This window comes from Herbidospora yilanensis (assembly GCF_001570565.1).
Classification (GTDB): domain Bacteria; phylum Actinomycetota; class Actinomycetes; order Streptosporangiales; family Streptosporangiaceae; genus Herbidospora; species Herbidospora yilanensis.
This window is the reverse complement of sequence record NZ_BBXE01000020.1, coordinates 84,261-104,891: the sequence shown is the minus strand read 5'-3', so window position 1 is coordinate 104,891 and position 20,631 is coordinate 84,261. Positions and strand designations below refer to the sequence as shown.

General features: G+C 71.5%; 19 protein-coding genes. 11 read left to right on the top strand and 8 right to left on the bottom strand.

What is annotated here, in order from left to right:
• Window positions 1-6 precede the first annotated feature (6 nt).
• Window positions 7-2,097 (top strand): ThuA domain-containing protein, encoded by a 2,091-nt coding sequence (locus tag AW273_RS36230; RefSeq protein WP_083949766.1) that lies wholly within the window; start codon window positions 7-9, stop codon window positions 2,095-2,097.
• Window positions 2,098-2,207: 110 nt separating this feature from the next.
• Here the strand turns inward: AW273_RS36230 and AW273_RS14485 are convergent, their stop codons facing one another.
• The gene (locus AW273_RS14485) at window positions 2,208-4,025 is read right to left on the bottom strand and encodes an LCP family protein (protein WP_232327411.1); all 1,818 of its coding nucleotides are present in this window, start codon (window positions 4,023-4,025) and stop codon (window positions 2,208-2,210) included.
• 219 nt (window positions 4,026-4,244) lie between these two features.
• The gene (locus AW273_RS14480) at window positions 4,245-5,246 is read right to left on the bottom strand and encodes a neutral zinc metallopeptidase (RefSeq protein WP_062348827.1); all 1,002 of its coding nucleotides are present in this window, start codon (window positions 5,244-5,246) and stop codon (window positions 4,245-4,247) included.
• A gap of 537 nt (window positions 5,247-5,783) precedes the next feature.
• Here AW273_RS14480 and AW273_RS14475 point away from each other — a divergent pair.
• Both AW273_RS14475 and folP read left to right on the top strand, forming a co-directional pair.
• Window positions 5,784-6,653, top strand: coding sequence for a LysR family transcriptional regulator (locus tag AW273_RS14475; RefSeq protein ID WP_062348826.1), 870 nt, complete (start codon window positions 5,784-5,786; stop codon window positions 6,651-6,653).
• A 134-nt stretch (window positions 6,654-6,787) separates the two neighbouring features.
• Complete coding sequence (folP, locus tag AW273_RS14470; protein ID WP_062348825.1) at window positions 6,788-7,615, top strand: dihydropteroate synthase; 828 nt, start codon at window positions 6,788-6,790, stop codon at window positions 7,613-7,615.
• Between the two features lie 72 nt (window positions 7,616-7,687).
• Here the strand turns inward: folP and AW273_RS14465 are convergent, their stop codons facing one another.
• Window positions 7,688-9,109 carry a pyridoxal phosphate-dependent decarboxylase family protein gene (locus tag AW273_RS14465; RefSeq protein WP_232327409.1) on the bottom strand — a complete coding sequence of 474 codons (1,422 nt, stop codon included), beginning with the start codon at window positions 9,107-9,109 and terminating at the stop codon, window positions 7,688-7,690.
• Between the two features lie 99 nt (window positions 9,110-9,208).
• Here AW273_RS14465 and AW273_RS14460 point away from each other — a divergent pair, with 99 nt between their 5' ends.
• From AW273_RS14460 to AW273_RS14450, 3 genes are read left to right on the top strand one after another with little or no spacing between them, the layout of a single operon-like run.
• Complete coding sequence (locus AW273_RS14460) at window positions 9,209-10,120, top strand: SMP-30/gluconolactonase/LRE family protein (protein WP_062348823.1); 912 nt, start codon at window positions 9,209-9,211, stop codon at window positions 10,118-10,120.
• A gap of 4 nt (window positions 10,121-10,124) precedes the next feature.
• Window positions 10,125-11,291 carry a sensor histidine kinase gene (locus tag AW273_RS14455; protein ID WP_062348822.1) on the top strand — a complete coding sequence of 389 codons (1,167 nt, stop codon included), beginning with the start codon at window positions 10,125-10,127 and terminating at the stop codon, window positions 11,289-11,291.
• Window positions 11,288-11,923 (top strand): response regulator transcription factor, encoded by a 636-nt coding sequence (locus tag AW273_RS14450; RefSeq protein ID WP_157555809.1) that lies wholly within the window; start codon window positions 11,288-11,290, stop codon window positions 11,921-11,923. The genes AW273_RS14455 and AW273_RS14450 overlap by 4 nt, the downstream gene beginning before the upstream one ends.
• Before the next feature lie 14 nt (window positions 11,924-11,937).
• On the opposite strand, the gene AW273_RS37185 is transcribed toward AW273_RS14450, so the two are convergent.
• Window positions 11,938-12,129 (bottom strand): hypothetical protein, encoded by a 192-nt coding sequence (locus AW273_RS37185; RefSeq protein ID WP_157555807.1) that lies wholly within the window; start codon window positions 12,127-12,129, stop codon window positions 11,938-11,940.
• A 124-nt stretch (window positions 12,130-12,253) separates the two neighbouring features.
• On the opposite strand from AW273_RS37185, the gene AW273_RS14440 reads away from it, so the two are divergent.
• Complete coding sequence (locus AW273_RS14440) at window positions 12,254-13,801, top strand: NaeI family type II restriction endonuclease (RefSeq protein WP_157555805.1); 1,548 nt, start codon at window positions 12,254-12,256, stop codon at window positions 13,799-13,801.
• Between the two features lie 52 nt (window positions 13,802-13,853).
• On the opposite strand, the gene AW273_RS14435 is transcribed toward AW273_RS14440, so the two are convergent.
• Window positions 13,854-15,197, bottom strand: a complete 1,344-nt coding sequence (locus tag AW273_RS14435) for a sensor histidine kinase (RefSeq protein WP_062348818.1) — start codon at window positions 15,195-15,197, stop codon at window positions 13,854-13,856.
• On the bottom strand, window positions 15,187-15,861 hold the full coding sequence (locus AW273_RS14430; protein ID WP_030453225.1) for a response regulator transcription factor: 675 nt from the start codon (window positions 15,859-15,861) through the stop codon (window positions 15,187-15,189). Before AW273_RS14430 ends, AW273_RS14435 begins: the two co-directional genes overlap by 11 nt.
• A gap of 120 nt (window positions 15,862-15,981) precedes the next feature.
• Between AW273_RS14430 and AW273_RS14425 the strand changes: the two genes are divergently transcribed.
• Genes AW273_RS14425 through AW273_RS14415 form a run of 3 tightly spaced genes read left to right on the top strand, consistent with a single transcriptional unit; the run spans window position 15,982 to window position 18,945 of the window.
• A complete protein-coding gene (locus AW273_RS14425; RefSeq protein ID WP_063909958.1) occupies window positions 15,982-17,025 on the top strand; it encodes a LolA family protein in 1,044 nt (347 codons plus the stop codon).
• Window positions 17,022-17,945, top strand: a complete 924-nt coding sequence (locus AW273_RS14420) for an ABC transporter ATP-binding protein (protein WP_062348816.1) — start codon at window positions 17,022-17,024, stop codon at window positions 17,943-17,945. The genes AW273_RS14425 and AW273_RS14420 overlap by 4 nt, the downstream gene beginning before the upstream one ends.
• A gap of 34 nt (window positions 17,946-17,979) precedes the next feature.
• Window positions 17,980-18,945 carry an ABC transporter permease gene (locus tag AW273_RS14415; RefSeq protein ID WP_232327407.1) on the top strand — a complete coding sequence of 322 codons (966 nt, stop codon included), beginning with the start codon at window positions 17,980-17,982 and terminating at the stop codon, window positions 18,943-18,945.
• On the opposite strand, the gene AW273_RS14410 is transcribed toward AW273_RS14415, so the two are convergent.
• Both AW273_RS14410 and AW273_RS14405 read right to left on the bottom strand, forming a co-directional pair.
• On the bottom strand, window positions 18,942-19,679 hold the full coding sequence (locus AW273_RS14410) for a YcnI family copper-binding membrane protein (RefSeq protein WP_062348815.1): 738 nt from the start codon (window positions 19,677-19,679) through the stop codon (window positions 18,942-18,944). The two genes, AW273_RS14415 and AW273_RS14410, sit on opposite strands and share 4 nt — an antisense overlap.
• Before the next feature lie 44 nt (window positions 19,680-19,723).
• Window positions 19,724-20,086 (bottom strand): hypothetical protein, encoded by a 363-nt coding sequence (locus AW273_RS14405; RefSeq protein ID WP_232327405.1) that lies wholly within the window; start codon window positions 20,084-20,086, stop codon window positions 19,724-19,726.
• On the opposite strand from AW273_RS14405, the gene AW273_RS38605 reads away from it, so the two are divergent.
• Window positions 20,057-20,446: a hypothetical protein gene (locus AW273_RS38605; protein ID WP_232327404.1), complete on the top strand. Its 390-nt coding sequence runs from the start codon at window positions 20,057-20,059 to the stop codon at window positions 20,444-20,446. The two genes, AW273_RS14405 and AW273_RS38605, sit on opposite strands and share 30 nt — an antisense overlap.
• Window positions 20,447-20,631 lie beyond the last annotated feature (185 nt).

The window sequence follows — 20,631 nt, the reverse complement described above, 5'->3', positions numbered from 1 at the left end:
CGGGACATGAAGCGCAGACTCCTCGGCGCGATCGCCGCGGCGGCCGTCGCCGCGACGACGCTGGCGCCGACGGCGGCACACGCCGCCGACCCGGCCTACCAGGTGCTCGTCTTCTCCAAGACGGCGGGCTTCCGGCACGACTCGATCCCGCAGGGCATCGCGGCGATCCAGGCCATCGGCTCGGCCGGCAACTTCACGGTCACCGCGACGGAGGACGCCGGCGCGTTCACCGCCGGGAACCTCGCCAACTACAAGGCCGTGGTCTTCCTCAGCACCACGGGCGACGTGCTGAACGCCACCCAGCAGACCGCCTTCGAGAACTACGTCAACGGCGGCGGCGGCTACGTGGGCGTGCACGCGGCGGCCGACACCGAGTACGACTGGCCGTTCTACGGCAACCTGGTCGGCGCCTGGTTCCAGAGCCACCCGGCCATCCAGACGGCCACGATCCGCACCGAGGACCGCGCCCACGCGGCCACCGCCCACCTGGGCGGCACCTGGTCGCGGTCTGACGAGTGGTATTCGTACCGCACGAACCCGAGAAACAGCGCGAAGATCCTGCAAAATCTCGACGAATCGAGTTACTCGGGCGGCGGGATGGGCGACCATCCCATCACCTGGTGCAAGAACGTCAGCAACGGCCGCAGCTTCTACACCGGCCTCGGTCACACGCAGGCAACATACGGTGAGGCCGCCTTCCGCACCCTGCTGCTCGGCGGCATCCGGTACGCGGCCGGCTGGGCCAAGCAGGACTGCCGCGCCGAGACCGGCTACACGCCGATCTACAACGGCTCCACCACCGGCTGGTCGCAGGCCGGACCGGGCAGCTTCACCAACTCCGACGCGACCCTGAAGTCGACCGGCGGCATGGGCATGCTCTGGTACTCGGCCAAGGAGTACGGCTCGTACTCGCTGAAGCTCGACTGGAAGATGGACGGCGACGACAACTCCGGCGTGTTCGTCGGGTTCCCGTCGTCCAGCGACCCGAACTCGGCGATCGACAACGGCTACGAGATCCAGATCGACGCCACGGACACCGCCGACAAGACGACGGGTTCCGTGTACGGCTTCAAGTCGGCCGACACCGCCGCCCGCGACGCCGCGCTCAACCCCCCGGGCGAGTGGAACGGCTACGAGATCCTCGTCGAGGGCGAGCGGCTGCGCGTCTACCTGAACGGCCGCCTCATCAACGACTTCACCAACACCGTGGCCAACCGGTCGCTCGCCCAGGGCCACATCGGCATCCAGAACCACGGCACCGGTGACGACGTGTCGTTCCGCAACATCCGCATCAAGGAGCTGAACGGCAACCCGCCGCAGCAGCCGGCCACGATCGAGGCGGAGTCGTACACCTCCAACTTCGGGGTCCAGCCCGCCGGGCACGCCGCCGCCAGCGGCGGCACGACCGTCGGTTACATCGACAACGGCGACTGGGTGGGCTACGCAGGATTCTCGACCGCCGGGAAGAACAGCTTCTCCGCCCGCGTCTCCTCGGGCGGCCCCGGCGGCACCATCACGATCCGGGCGGGCTCCCAGACCGGCACGGTGCTGGGCACGGTCAACGTGCCGAACACCGGGAGCTGGGACACCTTCCAGACCGTGTCCACCTCGTTGAACGGCAACGCCTCCGGCCCGCTGTTCCTCACCTTCAGCGGCGGCTCCGGATCCCTGCTCGACGTCGACACCGTCACCCTGACCACCGGCACCACGCCGACGCAGACCACGGTCCAGGGCGAGGCGTTCACGTCGCAGTCGGGCGTCCAGGTCGCCAGTCACGGCCCCGCCGTCGGCGGGCAGACCCTCGGCTTCATCGACAACGGCGACTGGGCCGGTTACAACCAGGTCACCGCCAACGGCGCCACCCGCATCACGGTGCGCTACTCGTCGGGCGGCCCGGGCGGCCAGATCCAGGTCCGCGCGGGCTCCGCGACCGGAACCCAGATCGGCACGCTGACCATCCCGAACACCGGTGGCTGGGACACCTTCCAGACCGTGTCGGCGAACCTCACGAGCTCGGCCTCCGGGGCGATCTTCCTGAGCTTCACGGGTGGATCCGGGTCCCTCTTCGACGTGGACCAGTTCACGATCGAGAAGTGAACTCTCTCATCCGGGAGGGGTGCCCGCGAGTTCTCCACTCGCGGTGAGGACGCCTGGTAGCAAAACGAAGGCCCCCCGGGGGAATCCCCCGGGGGGCCTTCCGCGTCACGCTAGAACCCGCAGAGTTCCGCGAGCGACTGGTCCTCCGTCGCCTGGGAGTTCGGGGTCGGGGTGAGGGTCGGCTTCGCCGCCTTCGGGGTCGGGCTGGGGCCCGAGGCGACCGGGCTGCCGCCGCTCGGGGAGGCCGTCACGCCCGCCTGGACGGGGGCGGCGGTGCCGTTGGACTTGCGGATGGCCGTGGCGACCATTCTCTTGATCTTGTCCCAGTCGGCGCTGCCGGGCCAGATCTGCGGCGGCACGAACTGGGTGCTGGTGATCTTGGCGTCCTTCACCTTGACGCCGAGGTTCACCAGGTGCTCCAGCAGCGGGCGGGGGATGTCGGTGCGGAAGAGCCGCTTGGCCGCCGCGACGATCCTGTTGAAGTTGAGCAGGACCTTGTCGGGCGAGGCCTGCTGGGCCAGCGCGCCGATCACGCAGCGCTGGCGGCCCATGCGGGAGAAGTCGTCGCTGCCGACGCGGGAGCGGCCGTACCAGAGGACCTGCTCGCCGTTCAGGACGCGCTTGCCGGCCTTGATGGTGCCGGCGGTGCCGTAGACGCCGCCGTACTTGATGTCGGTCTGTACGTTGATCTCCAGGCCGCCGATGGCGTCGACGAGGGCGGCGAAGCCGTACATGTCGACCATGGCGTAGTAGTCGACGTGGAGGCCGAGCGTGGTGCTGATGGCGTCCTTCAGGGCGGTGGGGCCGCGCACGCCCAGGTCGGGGTAGTCCTCGGCGTACTGCCAGACCTCGTTCAGCAGGCCGCCGTTGGGCAGTTCGGCGCGGAAGCCGCTCGGGAACTGCTTGTTGAGCGGGCTGTTCCTGCTGAAGTGCACGTGCTGGAGGTTGCGCGGCAGCGCGAACAGGACCGTGTTCCCCGTCTGCACGTTGACGCTGGCCACCTGCATCGAGTCGGTGCGCACGCCGGTCCGGTTGCCGGCCGCGTCGCCGCCGATGAGCAGGAAGTTGACCCGTTTCTTGCCGTTCCACGGGTCCTCGGCCTTGATGGGCACGGCCTGCGGGTTGGTGCCGTCGTGGTCGCTGGGGAAGTTGTCGAAGAGGCTCTGCGTCTGGTTCACGAAGTTCGCCGCGTACGCGAACGGCGCCATGACGCCCACGCACAACGCGCCCACCACGACCCCCGAGATGATCTGCCCCCGCTGGGGCAGCCGGTCGGGCGTCAGCGAGATGTACGACATGAGGATCAGCGCGAACCACGCCAGCGCGAGCGTGGCCGACCCGATCAGGACGGCCGTCAGCGTGCTCTCGCGGACGGCCGAGCCGAGGTTGCCCAGGATCCCGATGCCGAACACCACGGCCGCCACCAGGACGACGCCGAACGTGCCGAGGAAGACGTAGCCCATCTTCCGGCGTCCGGCACGCAGGTGCGCGGCCCCCGGCACGATCGCCGACAGGGCGGTCCACGCGATGACGCCGCCGGTGGTGAGCGGACGGCCGAACTGCGGCGCCCGGCCCTTGGGGCCGCCGCCCTTCGCGGGACCGCGCGGCGGCAGGGGAGCGGGCTTGCGGGGCGGACCCGGCCGGGTGATCTCGTCGTCGGCGATCCGCTGCTCGCCCGGAGGGCCCTGCACGGAGGGGGGAGGCATGAACTGCGGCCCGGAGTTGGGCGGGCCGCCCACGTGCCCCTCGCCGGGAGCGGCGGCCGGAGCGCCCGAGTGGCCTGAGTGGACGATGGTGTCGGGCCGGACCGAGGCCTGCGGGCCGGCGTTCTTGGGGACCGGGTCAGGCTGGGGGCCGGCGGTCTTCGGGATGGCGGCGAAGGAACCGGTCTGCGGGGGTTCCGACGGGCCGGAGGACTCTGCAGGCATATGTTGTTCTTCGTAGGTTTCGTCGGCTACCGCGCCGGGGAAGTCCTCGGACGGCTTCGGGGGGCGTTTTCGAGTGCGTCTCTGGCGTGACTCGTCACCCGCGGCTCCCCCACGACGCATGGTCAACCGCTCCTCTGCTCGTTATTGCCCGTGCGATGCCCAGGGATTCTAGCCCTCAAATCTGGACAACACTGAACACATCCGGAAAGAAGGCTCTGTCTAGGAGACGGCCTTCGACGGCATCACCCACGTGTTGCACTGATACGCCTGCTGCTTCTGCCATCCCTGCCGGAACCACACGCCGTTGTTCGGCGGAGATCCGTGGTCACGCGGCCATCCGGGGTGGTCGCCGAGGCTGCCCCAGAAGGCGAACAGGTCGTCGCGGCGCGCTGCCGGGACGGGGTAGCTCCCCGCGACGGACCGCATGAACATGCCCGCGAAACAGTTGGCCTGGAGTTCGAGCCGCCGGCTCAGCGCCAGCCGCCGGCTCTCCGACCCGGAGGCCAGGTTCTGCTCCCAGCGGGCCTGTGACAGGCCGGTGAGCTGCTGGACGTGGTGGCCGTACTCGTGGCCCATCATGGCCGTGTAGGAGCCGTGCCACGACGACATCCGCGCGTAGCCGACCGACTCGCCGTTCCCGTTCGCCATGGCCTTGGTCGAGGCGTAGACCGACATGGTGCGCGGGCAGTAGTAGGGGGCCGCGCTGTTCGCCTGCGGGAAGTCGCCGCACGGTCCCCGGCCCTTCCCCGACGCGATGACCCACTTCGGCGGCTCGAACGGGATGCCGACCTTCTCCAGGGTCGTCTTCCAGGCCCGGTCCATGCACTTGGCCGTCTTCAGGACGTGCGCCTTGATCTGCGCGTGGTCGAACACGTTCGCCCGCCCGCCCGGACAGCGGGTGCGCGGCAGCGCGCCGGCCGAGTAGACCGTGTTCTCCTTCAGCGACGTGTTGAGCGGCGCCCGCTGCTCCCGTACGGGTTGCCGCTCGCCCCGCCGCGCGTCGCGCACCGGCCGGTCCCCCTCGCGTAACGAGCTCACGACCGGCTCCGTCGCGGCCGGCCGGTCGCCGATCGACGCCCCGAGCACGACCACCACGAACCCGACGGCCGTCAGCCCGAGGATCCCCCCGATGATCGGCCCCGCGCTCGACTTGCGCCGGGGCTGCCAGTGGACGGGCATCTGCCGGGGCGGCCCGTAGGGCCCCGCGGGGGCCGGGCGCATACCGGGAGGGAAGTGCGGCTGATGCCGCGCCGGGCCGGGCGGACCGGAACGCCCGGGCGGTCCCGGGTGTGCGGGCGGTCCCGGGTGTGCGGGCGGTCCCGGGTGTGCGGGCGGTCCCGGGTGTCCCGGGTGCCCGGCGGCGCCTTGGTGTCCTCTCTGTCCGGAGCCACCCCGAGGCGCCGGGAAGCCGGGGCCACCAGGAGGTGCCGGATGTCCCGGGCCGCCTTGGGCGCCCGGGTACGGCGGCGACGGCGGGCGGGCGGGTCCCGGCGGGGTGGGCCGGGGGGCCGCGGGAGGGGGTGCAGGGTACCCCTGCGAGGGCTGTCGCGGGCCGCCTGGACCGTATGGGTGACGCCCGGGAGGTGGCGGATGCGGCTGCCCCATCTCTTTGACCCCCTTGGTTGGAGATTGGGCAGAACAATACTGATTTCACACTCGTCACGGATGTAGCACTGATCGCGCACGGGCCGTAATCGTCCGAGGTGATCTCTGCGATGTTCCGGATTCGGACGGCTCGTCTGCCCTAGCGTCTTTGGCATGAATCTGCAACAGCTCCGCTATGTGGTAGCCACCGCAGAGCACCGCACCATGACCGACGCCGCACGGTCCCTCTACATCGCGCAGCCCGCGTTATCCCGCGCGATCCGGGACCTCGAACGGGAACTCGGCATGACCCTCTTCGCGCGTTCCGGGCGGGGAGTGGTCGTGACCGCGCAGGGGCGGCGGGTCGTCAAGCTCGCCCGGGAGGCACTGGACGCCGTCCGGGAGATCGAGGCGCTGGCGACCCAGTCGCACACGGCGGGAGCCGAACTGCGCATCGCGTCGACGCCGAGCCTCGAACCGGGGCTCGCGGGTCGCCTGCTGCCCGCCTACGTGGCGGAGCATCCGGGGATCCGCGTGCACATCGTCCGCTGCGACGGGCGGGACAGCGTCGTCACCGCCGTCCGCGAGCAGCGGGCCGACCTCGGGCTGACCGACCTGCCGGTGCCCACCGACCTGGTCAGTCATCCGCTGGAGCGGCAGGAGATCGTGCTGATCTCGCCGCCCGGTCTCGACCTGCCCGACCCGGTGCCGATGAGCAGGCTCAACGGCATGCGGCTGGTGCTGCCCGGTCAGGGCAGTCCGCGCCGCCGGGAGTTCGACCAGATCTTCGCCTCGTACGGTGTCCGCCCCATCCCCGCGCTGGAGTCGGACGAACGGGCCAAGTGGCTCCCCGCCGTACGCGAAGGCCGGGCCTCGCTCCTGTGGTATCGCGGCATGGCCGAGCAGGCGGCCCGCGCCGGCCTGGTCGTGCGGTCGCTCGACCCGGCTCCCAGGAAGATCATCGCGATCGTGCACGCCCGCAAACGGCTGCCCGCGACCGCGCAGGACTTCGTGACCTTGGCAGAAGGAGGATCCGCCGCTTAAACGCTTGGACCGTTCCAAACCCGACTTGTCGGATTCGGGGCCGGATCGGTGGGGGCACTTCTGGATCGGCCATTTCCCGAAGCACTCCCTCGTCCCGGCGGTCGCCGAGAGGGCGCGGAGTAGGCTCGCTGACGATGTCTACTCTGCGCCTTCGTGGCCGTACGTTCGGCCCCGGCGACCACGCGATCATGGCCGTGGTCAACCGCACGCCCGACTCCTTCTACGACCGGGGCGCGACCTACGGCTTCGCCGCCGCCCTCGACGCCGCCTCCCGCCAGATCGACGCGGGCGCCGACATCGTCGACATCGGCGGCGTGAAGGCCGGACCGGGCGACGACGTCGACGTGGCGGAGGAGATCCGCCGGGTCGCCGACCTCGTGACGGCGGTCCGCGACCGGCACCCCTCGGTGATCATCAGCGTCGACACCTGGCGCGCCGAGGTCGGCGAGGTCGTCGCGGCGGCCGGAGCCGACCTGCTCAACGACACGTGGGGCGGCGTCGACCCCCGGCTGGCCGACGTGGCCGCCGAACACGGCATCGGCCTGGTCTGCGCCCACGCCGGGCGCGTCGAGCCACGCACCCGCCCCCACCGGATCGCCTACGACGACGTGGTGGGCGACGTGGTGGCGTACACGACCGAGCTGGCGGGCAAGGCGCTCGCCGCGGGGGTCGCGCGGGACCGGATCCTGATCGACCCCGCCCACGACTTCGGCAAGAACACCTACCACTCCCTGGAGCTCAGCCGCCGCCTCGACGAGATGGTCGCGACCGGCTGGCCGGTCCTGGTGGCCGTCTCGAACAAGGACTTCGTCGGCGAGACCCTCGGCGGCCTGCCCGTCGACCGGCGCCACGCGGGCACTCTCGCCACCCTGGCCGTCTCGGCGCTGCAGGGCGCGCGGGTGTTCCGCGTCCACGACGCCGCGTCGGCCCGCAAGGTCCTCGACGTGGTCGGCCGCATGTGACCGCTCGCCGGGGCCGCCAAGCCGGTCGTCTCCGCCCGGGCGCGGTCTGGTCCGGGCCGGTGCGCCCCCCGCTCAGCCGTAGATCACCGAGAGGAACCTGACCAGGATCGCCTCGCGGGTCTTCGCGGGCAGCGCGTCGAGCACCGCGTTGACGGCGGCCATCTCCGGCTGGTCGCGGGAGGTCAGGTCGATGCCGACCGAGGCGGCCAGTTCGACGAACGTCGGGTCGTCGAGTTCGTCGAGGTTCAGGGAGGCGATCAGCTCCGGCAGTCCCTCCGGGACCGTCGCCGGGCCGCGTTCGCGGGCGGCCTCGGCCGATTCGGCGATGACGGCGAGCATCGCGTCGACCCGCTCCAGGGTCACTCCGGTGACGGTGATGTGGACGTTGGCGGGGATGCCGGCATAGGAGAGCTGCGGCTGGAGGAACCAGCCCCGCTTGCGCGCCTCGTCGGCCAGGACGAACACGTCGACCTCGGGGGAGCCCGCGATGGCGACCAGCGCGGCCCGGGGGTCGCCCAGCACCCGGAGGCCGGGGATCTTCGCGGCGCCCTCGGCGATCCGCCGGGTGGCCTCCAGGGTGGTGCGGCCCAGTTCGAGGTAGCCCTCGCGGCCCAGCGCGTGCAGGGTGCCCCACGCCCCGCCGAGCGGGCCGGCCGACCGGGAGCTCTGCACGGTCGCGTTGATGATCGTGTAGCCGGGCCAGGCGGCCGAGGCGAAGTAGGCGGCGCGGCGCAGCGCGGCGTCCCGGAACAGCAGCACGGAGGCGCCCTTGGGGGCGTACCCGAACTTGTGCAGGTCGCAGGAGATCGACGTGACGCCCGGCACCGACAGGTCGAAGGGCGGCACCTCGGCTCCCGCCTCCCGCAACCACGGCAACAACCAGCCGCCGACGCAGGCGTCGACGTGGCAGGGGACGCCCCGGGCCGCCGCGAGGGCCGCGACCTCCTCCACGGGGTCGATCACGCCCTGCGGGTAGGAGGGCGCCGACACCACCACGAGCACGGTCCGTTCGGTGATCGCCGCCTCGACGCTCGCCGGGTCGACGGTGAAGGTGCCGAGGTCGACGGGCACGGCGACCACCTCGACCCCGAGGTAGTGCCCGGCCTTGTGGAAGGCCGGGTGGGCGGTGACCGGCACGACCATCTGCGGCCGGTCGGTCGTCGCGGCGTCGCGGGCGGCCTTGACCGCCAGCATGATCGACTCGGTGCCGCCGCTGGTGAAGATCCCGGGCGCGCCCGGCCGTCCCAGTTCGGCGGCGACGGCGCGGACGACGTCCTTCTCCAGGGCGACCATGCTGGGGAAGGCGGTGGGGTCGAGCATGTTGACCTCCAGCATGCCCGCGTAGGCGGCGGCGCCCGCCTCGTGCACCTCGGGGCGGCCGGTGTCGTACACGTAGGCGGTGACCCTGCCGCCCCGGACCGGGAGATCGGCCTGCTGCGCCTCGGCCAGGCGGGCGAGCAGTTCCTCGGCGGTCGCGCCGTGGTGGGGGAGCACCGTGACATCTCCTGACATACGTTGACGACTCGGATCACTTTACGGAAACCTCTCATGTCCCGCGTTAGACCCGCTCCTACGACAGATGGGATCTTCTTCATGCGCGTGGCAGCCCTCGTTGCCGGACTCCTGGCCGTGCTGGTGGCGGCTCCGCCCGCCGCCGCGTCGGCGGCGGCGCCGAAATATCCGACCTCGTTCTCCCTGCCCGACGGCTTCCCGCCCGAGGGCGTCGCCGTCGACGAGGGCCGCTCGGCCTACTTCGGCTCCCGCACCTCCGGGGCGATCTACAAGGTCGACCTGCGCAGCGGGCAGGGCAGGATCATCAACCAGGGCCCCGGCACCCCCTCCCTCGGCCTGAAGGTCAAGCGCAACCGCCTGTTCGTCGCGGGCGGCACCGCCGGGAACGCCCGGGTGCTCGACGCGCGGACCGGGAAGGTGCTGAAGAGCTACACCCTGGCCACCGGCGCCTCGTTCGTGAACGACGTCGTGCTGACCAGGGACGCCGCCTACTTCACCGACTCCACCAACCCCGTCCTCTACAAGCTCGACCTGCGCCGGTGGGGCCGTCTGCCCGCCGAGGCCCAGAAGATCCCGCTGACCGGCGACCTCGCGTACACGACCGGCGTCAACGTCAACGGCATCGCCCAGACGCCCGACGGGAAGGCGCTGCTGCTGGTCCAGTCGAACACCGGCAAGTTGTTCCGGGTCGACAAGAAGACCGGCGCGACCAAGCAGGTCGACCTCGGGACCGAACTGCTCACCAACGGCGACGGGCTGCTCCTCGACGGACGCCGGCTGGTCGTCGTCCAGAACTTCCTGAACACCGTGACCTGGGTCAAGCTCGACCGGCGCGCGACGAAGGGCGTGATCGAGAAGAAGGTGACCGACCCCCGGTTCGACGTGCCGACCACCGTGGCCGCCTTCAAGGACCGTCTCTACCTGCCCAACGGCCGCTTCAACACCACTCCGACGCCGACCACGCCCTACGACGTGGTGGCCATAGCACGATAGGGACATGTCCGACTACGCGGCCGCGGCCGTCTGCGACTGGGAGGACGACCTCCGCCGCGCGGGCCGCGCCGCCCCCGCCCAGCTCTCGGTGATGTTCCGCGTGGGCGCGCCCGCGCTCGCCCTGGCCTTCACGGCCGGGGCGGTGCCGGCCGCCGCCCTCGCCGACCGGCCGTCCGTCGTGGGCGTCGTCCTGGTGCTCGTCTCGGCGATCCCGTGGGGGCGGTGGATCCTCAAGGGCGACGACGGGCCGTCGTGGTGGTTCGCGCTGGCGGTCCTCGTCCCGCTGGGGGCGGCGGTCCTGCTCGGGCTGGGCAGCCCGGTGGCCGCGTTGACGGCGCTGGCGGTCGCGCTGCTGCTGGTGGCGCTGAACGTCGGCTTCGCGCCCGTGCCCTTGGCGGCCGGGGTCGCCGGGCTGACCTATCTCGTGGCGCTCGCCGCCCTGGTCGGCGCCCCGCCCGTGGTGTGGGTGGCCGTGCACCTCGGGTTCGCGCTCACCCTCGCCGCCGCCTACGCGGTGCGGGTCAGCCACACCTCCAGCCGCCTGGTGGCCCAGGCCCTTGAGGCGCTGGCCCTCCAGCGGGCCGCCGACCAGCGGCGGATCATGGCGCAGGACGTCCACGACGTGGTCGGGCACACCCTCGCGGTGACCATGCTGCACCTCACCGCCGCGCGGATGGCGATCAAACGGGACGCCGGCGCGGAGGCGCTCGAAGCCCTCGAAGAGGCCGAGAGGCACGGGCGGGCGAGCCTGGCCGACCTGCGGCGGCTGGTGAAGGTGCTGCGTTCCGGCGAGGAGTCGTCCACCGCCCCGCAGCCGGGCCTCGCCGACGTGGCGGCGCTGGTGGAGGGTTTCCGGGGCGCCGTCGACCTCACGTTCTCCGTGGACGGGGTGACGGCGGTCAACCCGGGGGCGGAGCTGGCGGCGTACCGGATCATCCAGGAGGCCCTCGCCAACGCGGTCCGGCACGGGACCGGCACGGCCCGGGTGGCGCTGACCCTGGCGGGTGGCGAACTGCTCGTGGAGGTCGCCAACCCGGTCGGGAGCGTGCGGGACGACGGTCCGGGGAGCGGGCTCGCGGGCATGCGGGAACGCGCCGCCGCCGCCGGGGGCGAGTGCGCCGCCGGAGCGCGCGACGGGGAGTGGCTCGTGTCGGCGAGGATTCCGGCGTGATCACCGTCCTGCTGGTCGACGACCAGCCTCTCGTGCGCGCCGGTCTGCGGCGCATCCTCGAACCCGAGGGCACCTTCACCATCGCCGGGGAGTGCGACGACGGCGACCAGGTCGCCGAGGCCGTCGCCCGCTGGAGGCCCGACGTGGTCGTGATGGACGTCCGCATGCGGCGGGTCGACGGCGCGGAGGCCACCCGCCGCCTGGCGGGAGCCGTGCCGGTGCTGATCCTGACGACCTTCGACGACGACGACACCGTGGCGGCGGCGCTGGGCGCGGGCGCGGCCGGGTTCATCCTGAAGGACGCGCCGGGGGAGGACATCGTCCGGGCCGTCACGATGGTGGCCGAGGGCGGGTCGTGGCTCGACCCCCAGGTGGCCGGGCCGGTGCTGACGGCCTTCCGCCGGGTGGCCCTCAAAGAGCGGAAGGGGCGCTCGGCGGCGGCGCGGCTCACCCGGCGGGAACGCGACGTCCTGGCCCAGATCGCCCGGGGCGCCACGAACGCGGAGACGGCCTCGGCCCTGCACATCTCCGAGGCGACGGTGAAGACCCACCTGGGCAACGTCCTGACCAAGCTGGACCTCAGGGACCGGCCCGCCGCCATCGTGTACGCCCACGAGCACGGCCTGGCCTGAGATCCACCGCATAATCAGCGCTGGCGTGGGTCCTGGCCCTCGTTCCCGGACCTGCCAGAACGCCACGCCCCGAACAGCGCCGACATGGCCACCGTGACGCCGACGAGCGATTCGGCGGGGAGCCCGATCGCGATGAGGATCACACCCGTCGTGAGGATGGCGAGTAGTGCCATGAGGTCGTGGTTCACAGGTCGGCGCTTGTTCATCGTGGCTCCATGCCGGTCGAGGGGTCGGTCTCGACCAAGTCTGGAGTTCCGGCTCCAACCCGAGATCGTTCTCCGTATTGTCCACTGGACAACCGAATAATCCATTGGACAACCGGAGGCGCGAGTGGCAAAGAAGTCATCGGGTGTCGGCAGGCCGCGATCGCCGCTTCGAGGTGCCTCCGAAGAGGTCAACCAGGTCGCCCTTCTCCTGCAACGGCAACTTCGCGACGCGGGCATGACTGTCCGCGGCCTGTGTGCCCTCTTCACTCCGGAGCACTTCAGACATCGGCCTGTTCCGCGTCACTCGACGGTCACCCAGCGTCTCAATGGCGTTGACCTCGAAAAGGACTGGCTCCTTATCGAGGCGATAATTTCGATCTGTACGCCACCGGCCCAGGCGAAGGACGTCACCAAGCAAGTCAAGGTCCTCCTGGAAATGCATCGTCAAGCGCCCACCCTGCCCGTCCCGGATGTGGTTGGTGGGGCCGTCAATTCTGACCAGCAGATCGTCGACCTGCAGAACGAGGTCAGGCACCTTGGGGCGTTGCACGCGGGCTTGGCCGACGAATTTCGGCAGATGCGAAAACTCCTGGAGGGTTTTCTTCGGAATGCGGGAAATCCGGCGGCGGGTGACAGTGAACCGCCGGGTAGCCCCGGCTCGGTGGGATCTACCCCCGATCATGCGCCGCGACCGATGGAGCCTCCGGAACTGAAGATGGGTAAGTCGCCGCCCTCTCCTGGTTCGCCCGACGATGTCGAGAGGGTGGTTGCGGCGTTTACCCGCATGGATCTTGACGGGCGGCGCGTGGGGCGGGTGCTTCGAGGCACTGTCGAGCAACTCCTGGACGGAATGCACACCGGTCGTTATCGCTGGGAGCAGTTGATGCGCAGCGAGAAGATGGTTTTCCGTGATCTGGTGCACGTGTCGCTTGCCCGGGAGTTCGCGCTCGCAGAGGGGGTGGACCAGGATTTTCGCGTTGACGACGTGGAATTCGTTCTCCGTGTCAGTGCGTCCCATGGATGGATGATCGGGGCTGATGACGTCGGCCGAGTCGGCGTGCTGTTGTCGTTCGATCACGGGAAGTCGCTCTGGTCGATGGGGGTGACAAGGTTCCGCAGGAATTTCCTGTCGGGGTCCATGAATCGAGACGGTAAAACACGCCTCAGCCGGGAGGGAATGGAAAGTGTCAGATGGCTTCATCTGAACGCCCCGCTACCTGCCAATGTGCTGACCATGCTCCGCCAAGACGAGGTGGACGCCATCTTCTCCCTCCAGAGCGGCCAACAGCGCATAAACGATCTCTTTCGCCGCACGCAAAGAATCCCGGTGACCAGAGATGTGCTCGCCACGGTTGCGATGCAGGGTGATTACATGAAACGACTGCGCGGCAACGGGGGGGCGCGTTCGGCGCTTCGTTCCGAGGGCATAGTCATCCTCGGCGCGGGTGCGAACCATGCCCGGATAGCGGCCGCGTTGCTTCTTCCGGTGCTCGACAGGGGGGAATTCCTCGCCGTGCGCCTCGCACGTCATGGGGCACGTCACAGCGGTGTTCCGAGCGTGGAGCTCGACGGCGAGCGGTGGGTGGTCGCATCGGACGAAGATCCGGCCGAGCTTGCGCCTCTGGTGCCCGATGACCTTCCGAGCCCGGGTTCGACCGGCTACCCCGCATAACAGCAATCGGCCAAGGGGCTGGTCACCGTCGGCAGATCTACCTCCGACCCACCTATACGGGCAGCCGGACCGTCGCCCTGAGCCCCGGCTCCGCGTCGTCGAGCGTGATCGTGCCGCCGTGGGCCTCGACGACCTCCCGCGCGATGGCCAGTCCCAGCCCCGTGCCGCCGTCGTCGCGCGAGCGTGAGGTGTCGAGCCGGGTGAACCGGTCGAACACCCGCTCGCGGTCCTCCGGGGGAATGCCGGGCCCGTCGTCGGTGACGGTGACGACCGCCCACGGCCCCGCCTTCCACAACCCCACGCGGACCTTGTCGTGGGCGTGCCGGACGGCGTTGTCGATCAGGTTGACGAGCACCCGGCCCAGGTCCATCTCGGCCCCGATCACGACCACGGCCTCGGCCGGGATGTCGGCGTCGAGGCCGTACCGGGAGGCGGTGCGGGTCACCAGCCGGCCGAGTTCGACCGGTTCGTGGCGCAGGGTCCGCCCCTCGTCGAGCCGGGCGAGGGCCAGCAGGTCCTCGGCCAGTTTCGACAACCGCAGGGTGTCCTCCAGGACGCCTTCGGCCGTCTCGCGCCAGTCCTGGCCGTCCGGGTGGCTCAGCGCCACCTCCAACTGGAGGCGCATGCTGGCCAGCGGGCTCCGCAGCTCGTGGGCGGCGTCGCTGACCAGGGCCCGCTGCCGGGAGCCGGCCTCCTCCAGGCGGGCCAGCATGTCGTTGAGGGTCATCGCCAGCGAGTGGACCTCGTCGTTGGCCTCCGGGACCGGCAGGCGCCGGGACGGCGACGAACCGGTGATCTCCGTCGCGCCCCGGCGCAGCGCGCCGATCGGGCTGAGCGTCCGGCCGATGATCACCCAGGACGCCCCGGCGAGCACGACCAGCAGCAGCGGGGTGCCGAGCAGCAGGACGTGGCCGGTCGCCTTCAGGGCCCGTTCGATCTCGCTGAAGGAGCGGGCCGTCAGGACCGTCACCCCGTTGTCGGCGCTCAGCACCGTGATCCGCAGCACGGCCGGGATGCCGTAGGGGCGGCCGTCGAGGAACTGCGGCTTCCCCGAGTCGGCCGCGGCGGCGCGCGCGCCGCGCGGCAGCAGCGGCACCAGGCGGTCGGTCGACGGCGTCGCCGCGGTGATCCGCCCGTCCCGGTCGATGACCTGCACGATCGTCGCCTTCGTCGGCACGATCTCGCCGTCGAGCCGCCCGGCGTCCGACAGGGCCACGATCTCCCGCGCCCGCGAGGTCACCTCGTCGTCGATGGTGGCGATGAGCGAGCGGCCCAGGACGTTCACGAACACCCACGCCGCCATCGCCAGGCCGACGCCGAGCACGGCGGTGGCGACCACGGTCAGCCGGACCCGCAGGCTGCGCCGCCGCCACCACCGGAACGGGTTAGCCGCCATCGCTGGCCAGCCGGTATCCCGCGCCCCGCACGGTCTGCACCGCGCCCCGGCCGAACGGCGCGTCGATCTTGCGGCGGAGATAGCCGACGTACACCTCGACCACGTTGGGGTCGGTGTCGTAGGTGTCCCAGACGTGCTCCAGGATCTCCGCCTTGGAGACGACCTCGTCGGGGTGCCGCATCAGGAACTCCAGCAGCGCGAACTCCCGGGGCGTGAGGTCGATCGTCTTCTCCTGGCGCCGCACGAGCCGCCGCGCCGGGTCGAGCGTCAGGTCGCCGGCCCGCAGCACCGACGGGCGGCGTCCGCCGCCGCGCCGCAGCAGGGCCCGCAGCCGGGCGACCAGGACCACGTACGAGAACGGCTTGGTGAGGTAGTCGTCGGCGCCCAGGTCGAGGCCGTCGGCCATGTCGTACTCGCCGTCCTTGGCCGACAACATCAGGACCGGCACCCAGTTCTCCGCCTCGCGCAGGCGCTTGCACACGTTGTAGCCCGACAACCGGGGCAACATGATGTCGAGCACGACGATGTCGTACTCCCCGGTCGAGGCCAGATGGAGGCCCTCCTCGCCGTCGTGGGCCAGGTCCACGGCGAAGCCCTCGGCGCGCAGGCCCCGTTGCAGGGCCGCGGCCATCCGTCGTTCGTCCTCCACCACCAACACGCGCATTTCCCCATTTTGCGGGTTCTGCGCTGTGACCCGGCTGAGAGGAGTCTCAGCACGTCTCAGCCTCACCACAGGGCCGGGCGCGCATGGTGTGGGCACGTCCATCAGATTGGAGTGCATGAGATGTCCACGAGAGCACGCGCCGTGAGGTGGGGGGTTCCGGCCGCCGCCGTCCTGGTGGTGGCGGGCGCCATCGGAGCGGGCCCCGTCATCGCGGCGGTCCAGGGGGAGCCGCAGTTGCCCGAGCTGACCGCCGAGCAGCTGATCGGCGAGGTCGGCGCCAAGTGGAGCGGGCCGGGCACCCTGCCGCCGATGTCGGGCACGATCGTCGAGACCGCCTCCCTCGGCATCCCCGGCCTCCCGGCCGCGCCGGTCGGCACCAGCCCGCTCGCGTTGTTGTCGGGTTCCCACGAGCTCAAGGTCTGGTACGGCTCCGCCGACCGGTTCCGCCTCGCGATCCCCGGCGCGATGAGCGAGCAGAACGTGATCTACAACAACGGCCAGGCGTGGTGGTGGGACAGCGCCGCCAACACCGCCACGAAGATCAAGCTGCCGTCGGAGGCCCCGGCCCCCGCGCCCCTGCCCACCGCCGTGACCCCGCCCGACGCCGCCCGCCAGGCGCTCGCGATGGCCGAGACCGACACGGCGGTCAGCGTGGGCAACGACGCGACGGTGGCCGGGAGGGCGGCGTACGAGCTGGTGCTCGCGCCGAAGGCGGCCGAGTCCCTGGTCCGGGACGTGCGGCTGGCGATCGACGGCGAGACGCTGGTGCCGCTGCGGGTCCAGGTCTTCGCCAAGGGCGCGGCCGAACCCGCCTTCGAGGTCGGTTTCGACTCGATCACCTTCGCCGAGCCCGCCGCGGAGAACTTCACCTTCACCCCGCCGCCCGGCGCGAAGGTGACCGAGGGCGAGCTGCCCGCGTTGTCCCGGCAGCGGCCCCAGATGCCCGCCGGCGACGTCGCGGTCACCGGCGACGGCTGGACCTCCGTCGTGACGCTGCCCTTCGACGCGGCCGCGCTGAAGGACAACCCGATCCTGGCCTCGGCCAGGCCCGTCGAGGGCGGCAGGGTGATCACCACCAAGCTGGTCTCGGCCCTCCTCACCGACGACGGCCGCCTCCTGGTCGGCGCGGTGACCCCCGAGACCCTGGAGAAGGCCGCCGGATGAACGTTCCCGCGATCGCCACGCGGGGCCTGACGAAGCGCTTCCCGGGAGGTCAGGTCGCCGTCGACGGCGTCGACCTGACCGTCCCGGGCGGTTCCGTGTACGGCTTCCTGGGCCCCAACGGATCGGGCAAGACCACCACGATCCGCATGCTGCTCGGCCTGATCACCCCGACCGCCGGCACCAGCACCCTGTTCGGCGACCCCGCCCGCGCGGCCCTGACGAGGGTGGGCGCGCTGGTGGAGGGCCCCGCCTTCTACCCGTGGTTGTCCGGCGCCGCCAACCTCCTGCGCCTGGACGCCGCCAACCCGGCCGCCGACCCGGCCTCGGCCCGGCGGCGGGCGGCCGAGGCCCTCGACCGCGTCGGCCTCACGGCGGCGGCCGGGAAACGCTACAAGGCCTACTCGCTGGGCATGCGCCAGCGCCTGGCCATCGCGAGCACGCTGCTGAGCCGCCGCGACCTGCTGGTCCTCGACGAGCCCACCAACGGCCTCGACCCCCAGGGCACCCGCGAGGTCCGCAACCTGATCAAGGACATCGCGGCCGACGGCACGACCGTCTTCGTCTCCTCCCACCTGCTGGCCGAGGTCGAGCAGATGTGCACCCACATCGGCGTCATGCGGGCCGGCCGCCTGGTCGCCCAGAGCCCGACGGCCGACCTCGGGTCGGGCGCGCCGGCCCGCGTCGAGGTCGAGACGGCCGACGTGACCGCCGCGGCGCGGGTCCTGACCGACCTCGGCCTGCGCGACGTGCGCCAGACCCCCGGCCGGGCCGGCGCGGAGATCGGCCGCACGGCCCCCGAACACGTCAGCGACCTGCTGTTCAAAGCGGGGGTGCCGATCCGCGGCTTCCAGGTGATCAGGCCCAGCCTGGAGGACGTCTTCGTGGGCCTGACGGGGGAGGGCTTCGATGTCGGCTCATGAGCGGACGGCGGCGCCCCGCGAGAAGGGACCGCTCGTGTCATCCGAGACCTCCGTCCGGCCCGGTGCACACGTCCCGGATGCCGCGACACCGGCCGGCGAGCGGCCGGGCGGTCGTGCGGGCTCGCCCGGCGCCGGCGCCGGTGCCGTCGCGGCGGCCGGCGTGCCGTTCGCGGCCCGGCCCAGGCGGGCCACGGCGCGGTCGGCCCTCCGGCTCTTCCGGTCGGAGGTCGGGCTGGTCTTCCGGCGGCCGAGGACCGTCGCGATGCTCTCCGTCGTCGCGGTCGTGCCCGTGCTCTGCGGGGTCGCCATCCGGGTCTTCGGGGGCGAGGGCACGGCGTTGCTGACGCAGGTGGCCGGGAACGGGCTCGCGCTCGGGTTCGTCGCGTTCTCGTTCATGGTGCCGCTGATCCTGCCGCTGGTCGTCGCGGTCGTGGCCGGCGACGCCGTCGCGGGGGAGGCCGGGCTCGGCACGCTGCGGTACCTGCTCACCGCCCCGGCCGGGCGGGCCCGGCTGCTGGGGGTGAAGTTCGCCGGGATGGCCGTGTTCGCGCTGGTCACGTGCCTGATCATCATGGTCGCGGGGCTGGTCACCGGGCTGGTGCTGTTCCCGGTCGGGCCGGTCACCCTGCTGTCGGGCACGACCGTGCCGCTCGCGGAGGGGCTGCTCAGGATCGGCCTGATCGCGCTCTACGTCACGCTCGGCATGATCGCGCTCGGCACGCTCGCGCTGGCCGTGTCGGTGTTCACCGACACCTCGATCGGCGCGGTCGTCACCACGGTCGTGCTGGTGCTGGTCAGCCAGATCCTCACGGTCATCCCGCAGCTCGACGCGGTCTCGCCCTATCTGCTCACCTCGTGGTTCCAGCGGTTCGACGGGGCGCTCCGCGAACCGCTGGCCACGGCTGACATGGGTCAGGGGGTGCTGGCGTTCGCCGCGTACATCGCGATCTTCGGTTCGGTCGCGTGGGCGCGGTTCACCTCCAGAGACATCACGTCCTAGGCGGTCGGCCTGCGGCGCAGGGCCGCGATGGCGACGCCCACGCCGGCGAGGCCGACGACCACGCCGGCGCCGCCGATGAGGCGGGCGGTGCCGTCGGTGGAGCCCGGGTCGTGGGCGTCGGCGGCGACCGGGGCGGCGGTCATGGTCACGGCCGGGGCGGCGCTGGGGGCGGCCGAGGCGGCGGCGCCGTGGTGGTCGTCACCGGTGGGCGGGGTGAGCTTCAGGGCCGGGACGGGGTGCTCGGCCTCGCCGCCGTCGGCCTTCGGCTCGTCCTTCCAGTCGACGACCTCGCCGCTGCTGTAGGTCTGCTTCGTCGGGAAGTAGAGGTGGTCGGCCGTGGTGGGCAGGCCGCCGAGGGAGACCTCGAACTCCTGGAACTCGCCCGGCTTCACCTCGCCGCCCGACCAGGTGATCTTGGTGACGGCCTCGGTGATCTCGCCGTACTGCGACTGGACCGGGGTGGGCAGCTTGCCCTCGGTGACCTCGGCCTTCCAGCCGGGGACCGGCTTGACCGACACGAACGGCAGCGGGTGGTCGACCGGGAAGGTGACCTCGATCTTGGTGGTCGAGGCGTCGTCGCGCTCGTTGGGGACGCGGAAGGCGACCTTGCTGAAGCTGCCCTGCTCGACCGAGCCGGGCTGGATGGAGACGTGGGCCAGCGCCGGGAGGGCGAAGCCGAGGGTGAGGGCGGTGGCGGTCGCGGTGACGGTCAGGGCGCGGCGGAAGACGGACATGACGAAGACTCCACTGGTCGTACAGAAGGGAAAAAGGGGACGGGTCAGAACCCGGCCAGTGGAGGACCTCTTCTGACGACGGCGTGTCGGAGGGGGCGTGCCGGAGCGGGCAGGACGAACGCGGCGCGGACCCGCACCTGACGCGGCAGCGCCGGGACCGGCGGCGCCTTGAGCACCCGCCAGGCGCCGACGCCGAGGCGGCGCAGCACCGCCCACAGGGCGGCCTCGCCCCGGGCGAGCCACCAGGCGGTGACCAGCGAGGCGGTCAGGTGGGCGAGCACCATGCCGGCCGAGACGCCGAGCCCGCCGTGGTCGTGGCCGGGATCGGTCAGCGGGCCGATCAGCACCCGGGCGGTCTGCCCTTCGGTGAACAACTCGTGGAGCAGGACCTGCGCCGCGACCTGCACCCCGCCGATGACACCGGCGGACCGCTCCCGGCCCGCGAGCGCGAAGGCGGCACCGAAGGCCCCGAGCATCCCGACGGCGAGCGCCGCGACGGTGGGCCCGTCACCTCCGGCCGCCTGGTGGCCGAGGGCGGCGAGGACGACGCAGACGGCGGCGAACGAGACGGACCGGGCAAGCCTCAGGCCGTGACCAGCGCACCTGGTCCGGCTGTCGTCACCCGAGAACCCGGATGGGCCGTGGTCACCCGGTTGCGTGGCCGGGCGACTGGACCGGCCGCGATCGGCAGAAGAGCCGGCCCTGCCGCCGGACGAGTCGCGAGCGCCCGGTGGCAGACGGTCTCCGGTGTGGTCACGCGAGGGTGAGGCGGTCGAGTGACGGCCACTCCGATCATCGAAGGCCGCTCCCGCGACCCCATGCGACACCGCGGCGTCTCGGGGGGTCGGGTGGCTCTTCCGCATGGCGCGCACATCTTCTCACGCTTCGACCGGATGTCACCCGCCGCGTGCAAAGCGATCCCGTCAGGAGCAGTGCGATTTTTTGGTTTTTG

What these genes read in the sequence shown, in the direction of transcription:
- AW273_RS36230 (WP_083949766.1), top strand. Translation starts at nt 7, where the DNA reads ATGAAGCGCAGACTCCTCGGCGCGATCGCCGCGGCGGCCGTCGCCGCG.
- AW273_RS14485 (WP_232327411.1), bottom strand. Translation starts at nt 4,025, where the DNA reads ATGCCTGCAGAGTCCTCCGGCCCGTCGGAACCCCCGCAGACCGGTTCC.
- AW273_RS14480 (WP_062348827.1), bottom strand. Translation starts at nt 5,246, where the DNA reads ATGCGCCCGGCCCCCGCGGGGCCCTACGGGCCGCCCCGGCAGATGCCC.
- AW273_RS14475 (WP_062348826.1), top strand. Translation starts at nt 5,784, where the DNA reads ATGAATCTGCAACAGCTCCGCTATGTGGTAGCCACCGCAGAGCACCGC.
- folP (WP_062348825.1), top strand. Translation starts at nt 6,788, where the DNA reads ATGTCTACTCTGCGCCTTCGTGGCCGTACGTTCGGCCCCGGCGACCAC.
- AW273_RS14460 (WP_062348823.1), top strand. Translation starts at nt 9,209, where the DNA reads ATGCGCGTGGCAGCCCTCGTTGCCGGACTCCTGGCCGTGCTGGTGGCG.
- AW273_RS14455 (WP_062348822.1), top strand. Translation starts at nt 10,125, where the DNA reads ATGTCCGACTACGCGGCCGCGGCCGTCTGCGACTGGGAGGACGACCTC.
- AW273_RS37185 (WP_157555807.1), bottom strand. Translation starts at nt 12,129, where the DNA reads ATGAACAAGCGCCGACCTGTGAACCACGACCTCATGGCACTACTCGCC.
- AW273_RS14435 (WP_062348818.1), bottom strand. Translation starts at nt 15,197, where the DNA reads ATGGCGGCTAACCCGTTCCGGTGGTGGCGGCGGCGCAGCCTGCGGGTC.
- AW273_RS14430 (WP_030453225.1), bottom strand. Translation starts at nt 15,861, where the DNA reads ATGCGCGTGTTGGTGGTGGAGGACGAACGACGGATGGCCGCGGCCCTG.
- AW273_RS14425 (WP_063909958.1), top strand. Translation starts at nt 15,982, where the DNA reads ATGTCCACGAGAGCACGCGCCGTGAGGTGGGGGGTTCCGGCCGCCGCC.
- AW273_RS14420 (WP_062348816.1), top strand. Translation starts at nt 17,022, where the DNA reads ATGAACGTTCCCGCGATCGCCACGCGGGGCCTGACGAAGCGCTTCCCG.
- AW273_RS14410 (WP_062348815.1), bottom strand. Translation starts at nt 19,679, where the DNA reads ATGTCCGTCTTCCGCCGCGCCCTGACCGTCACCGCGACCGCCACCGCC.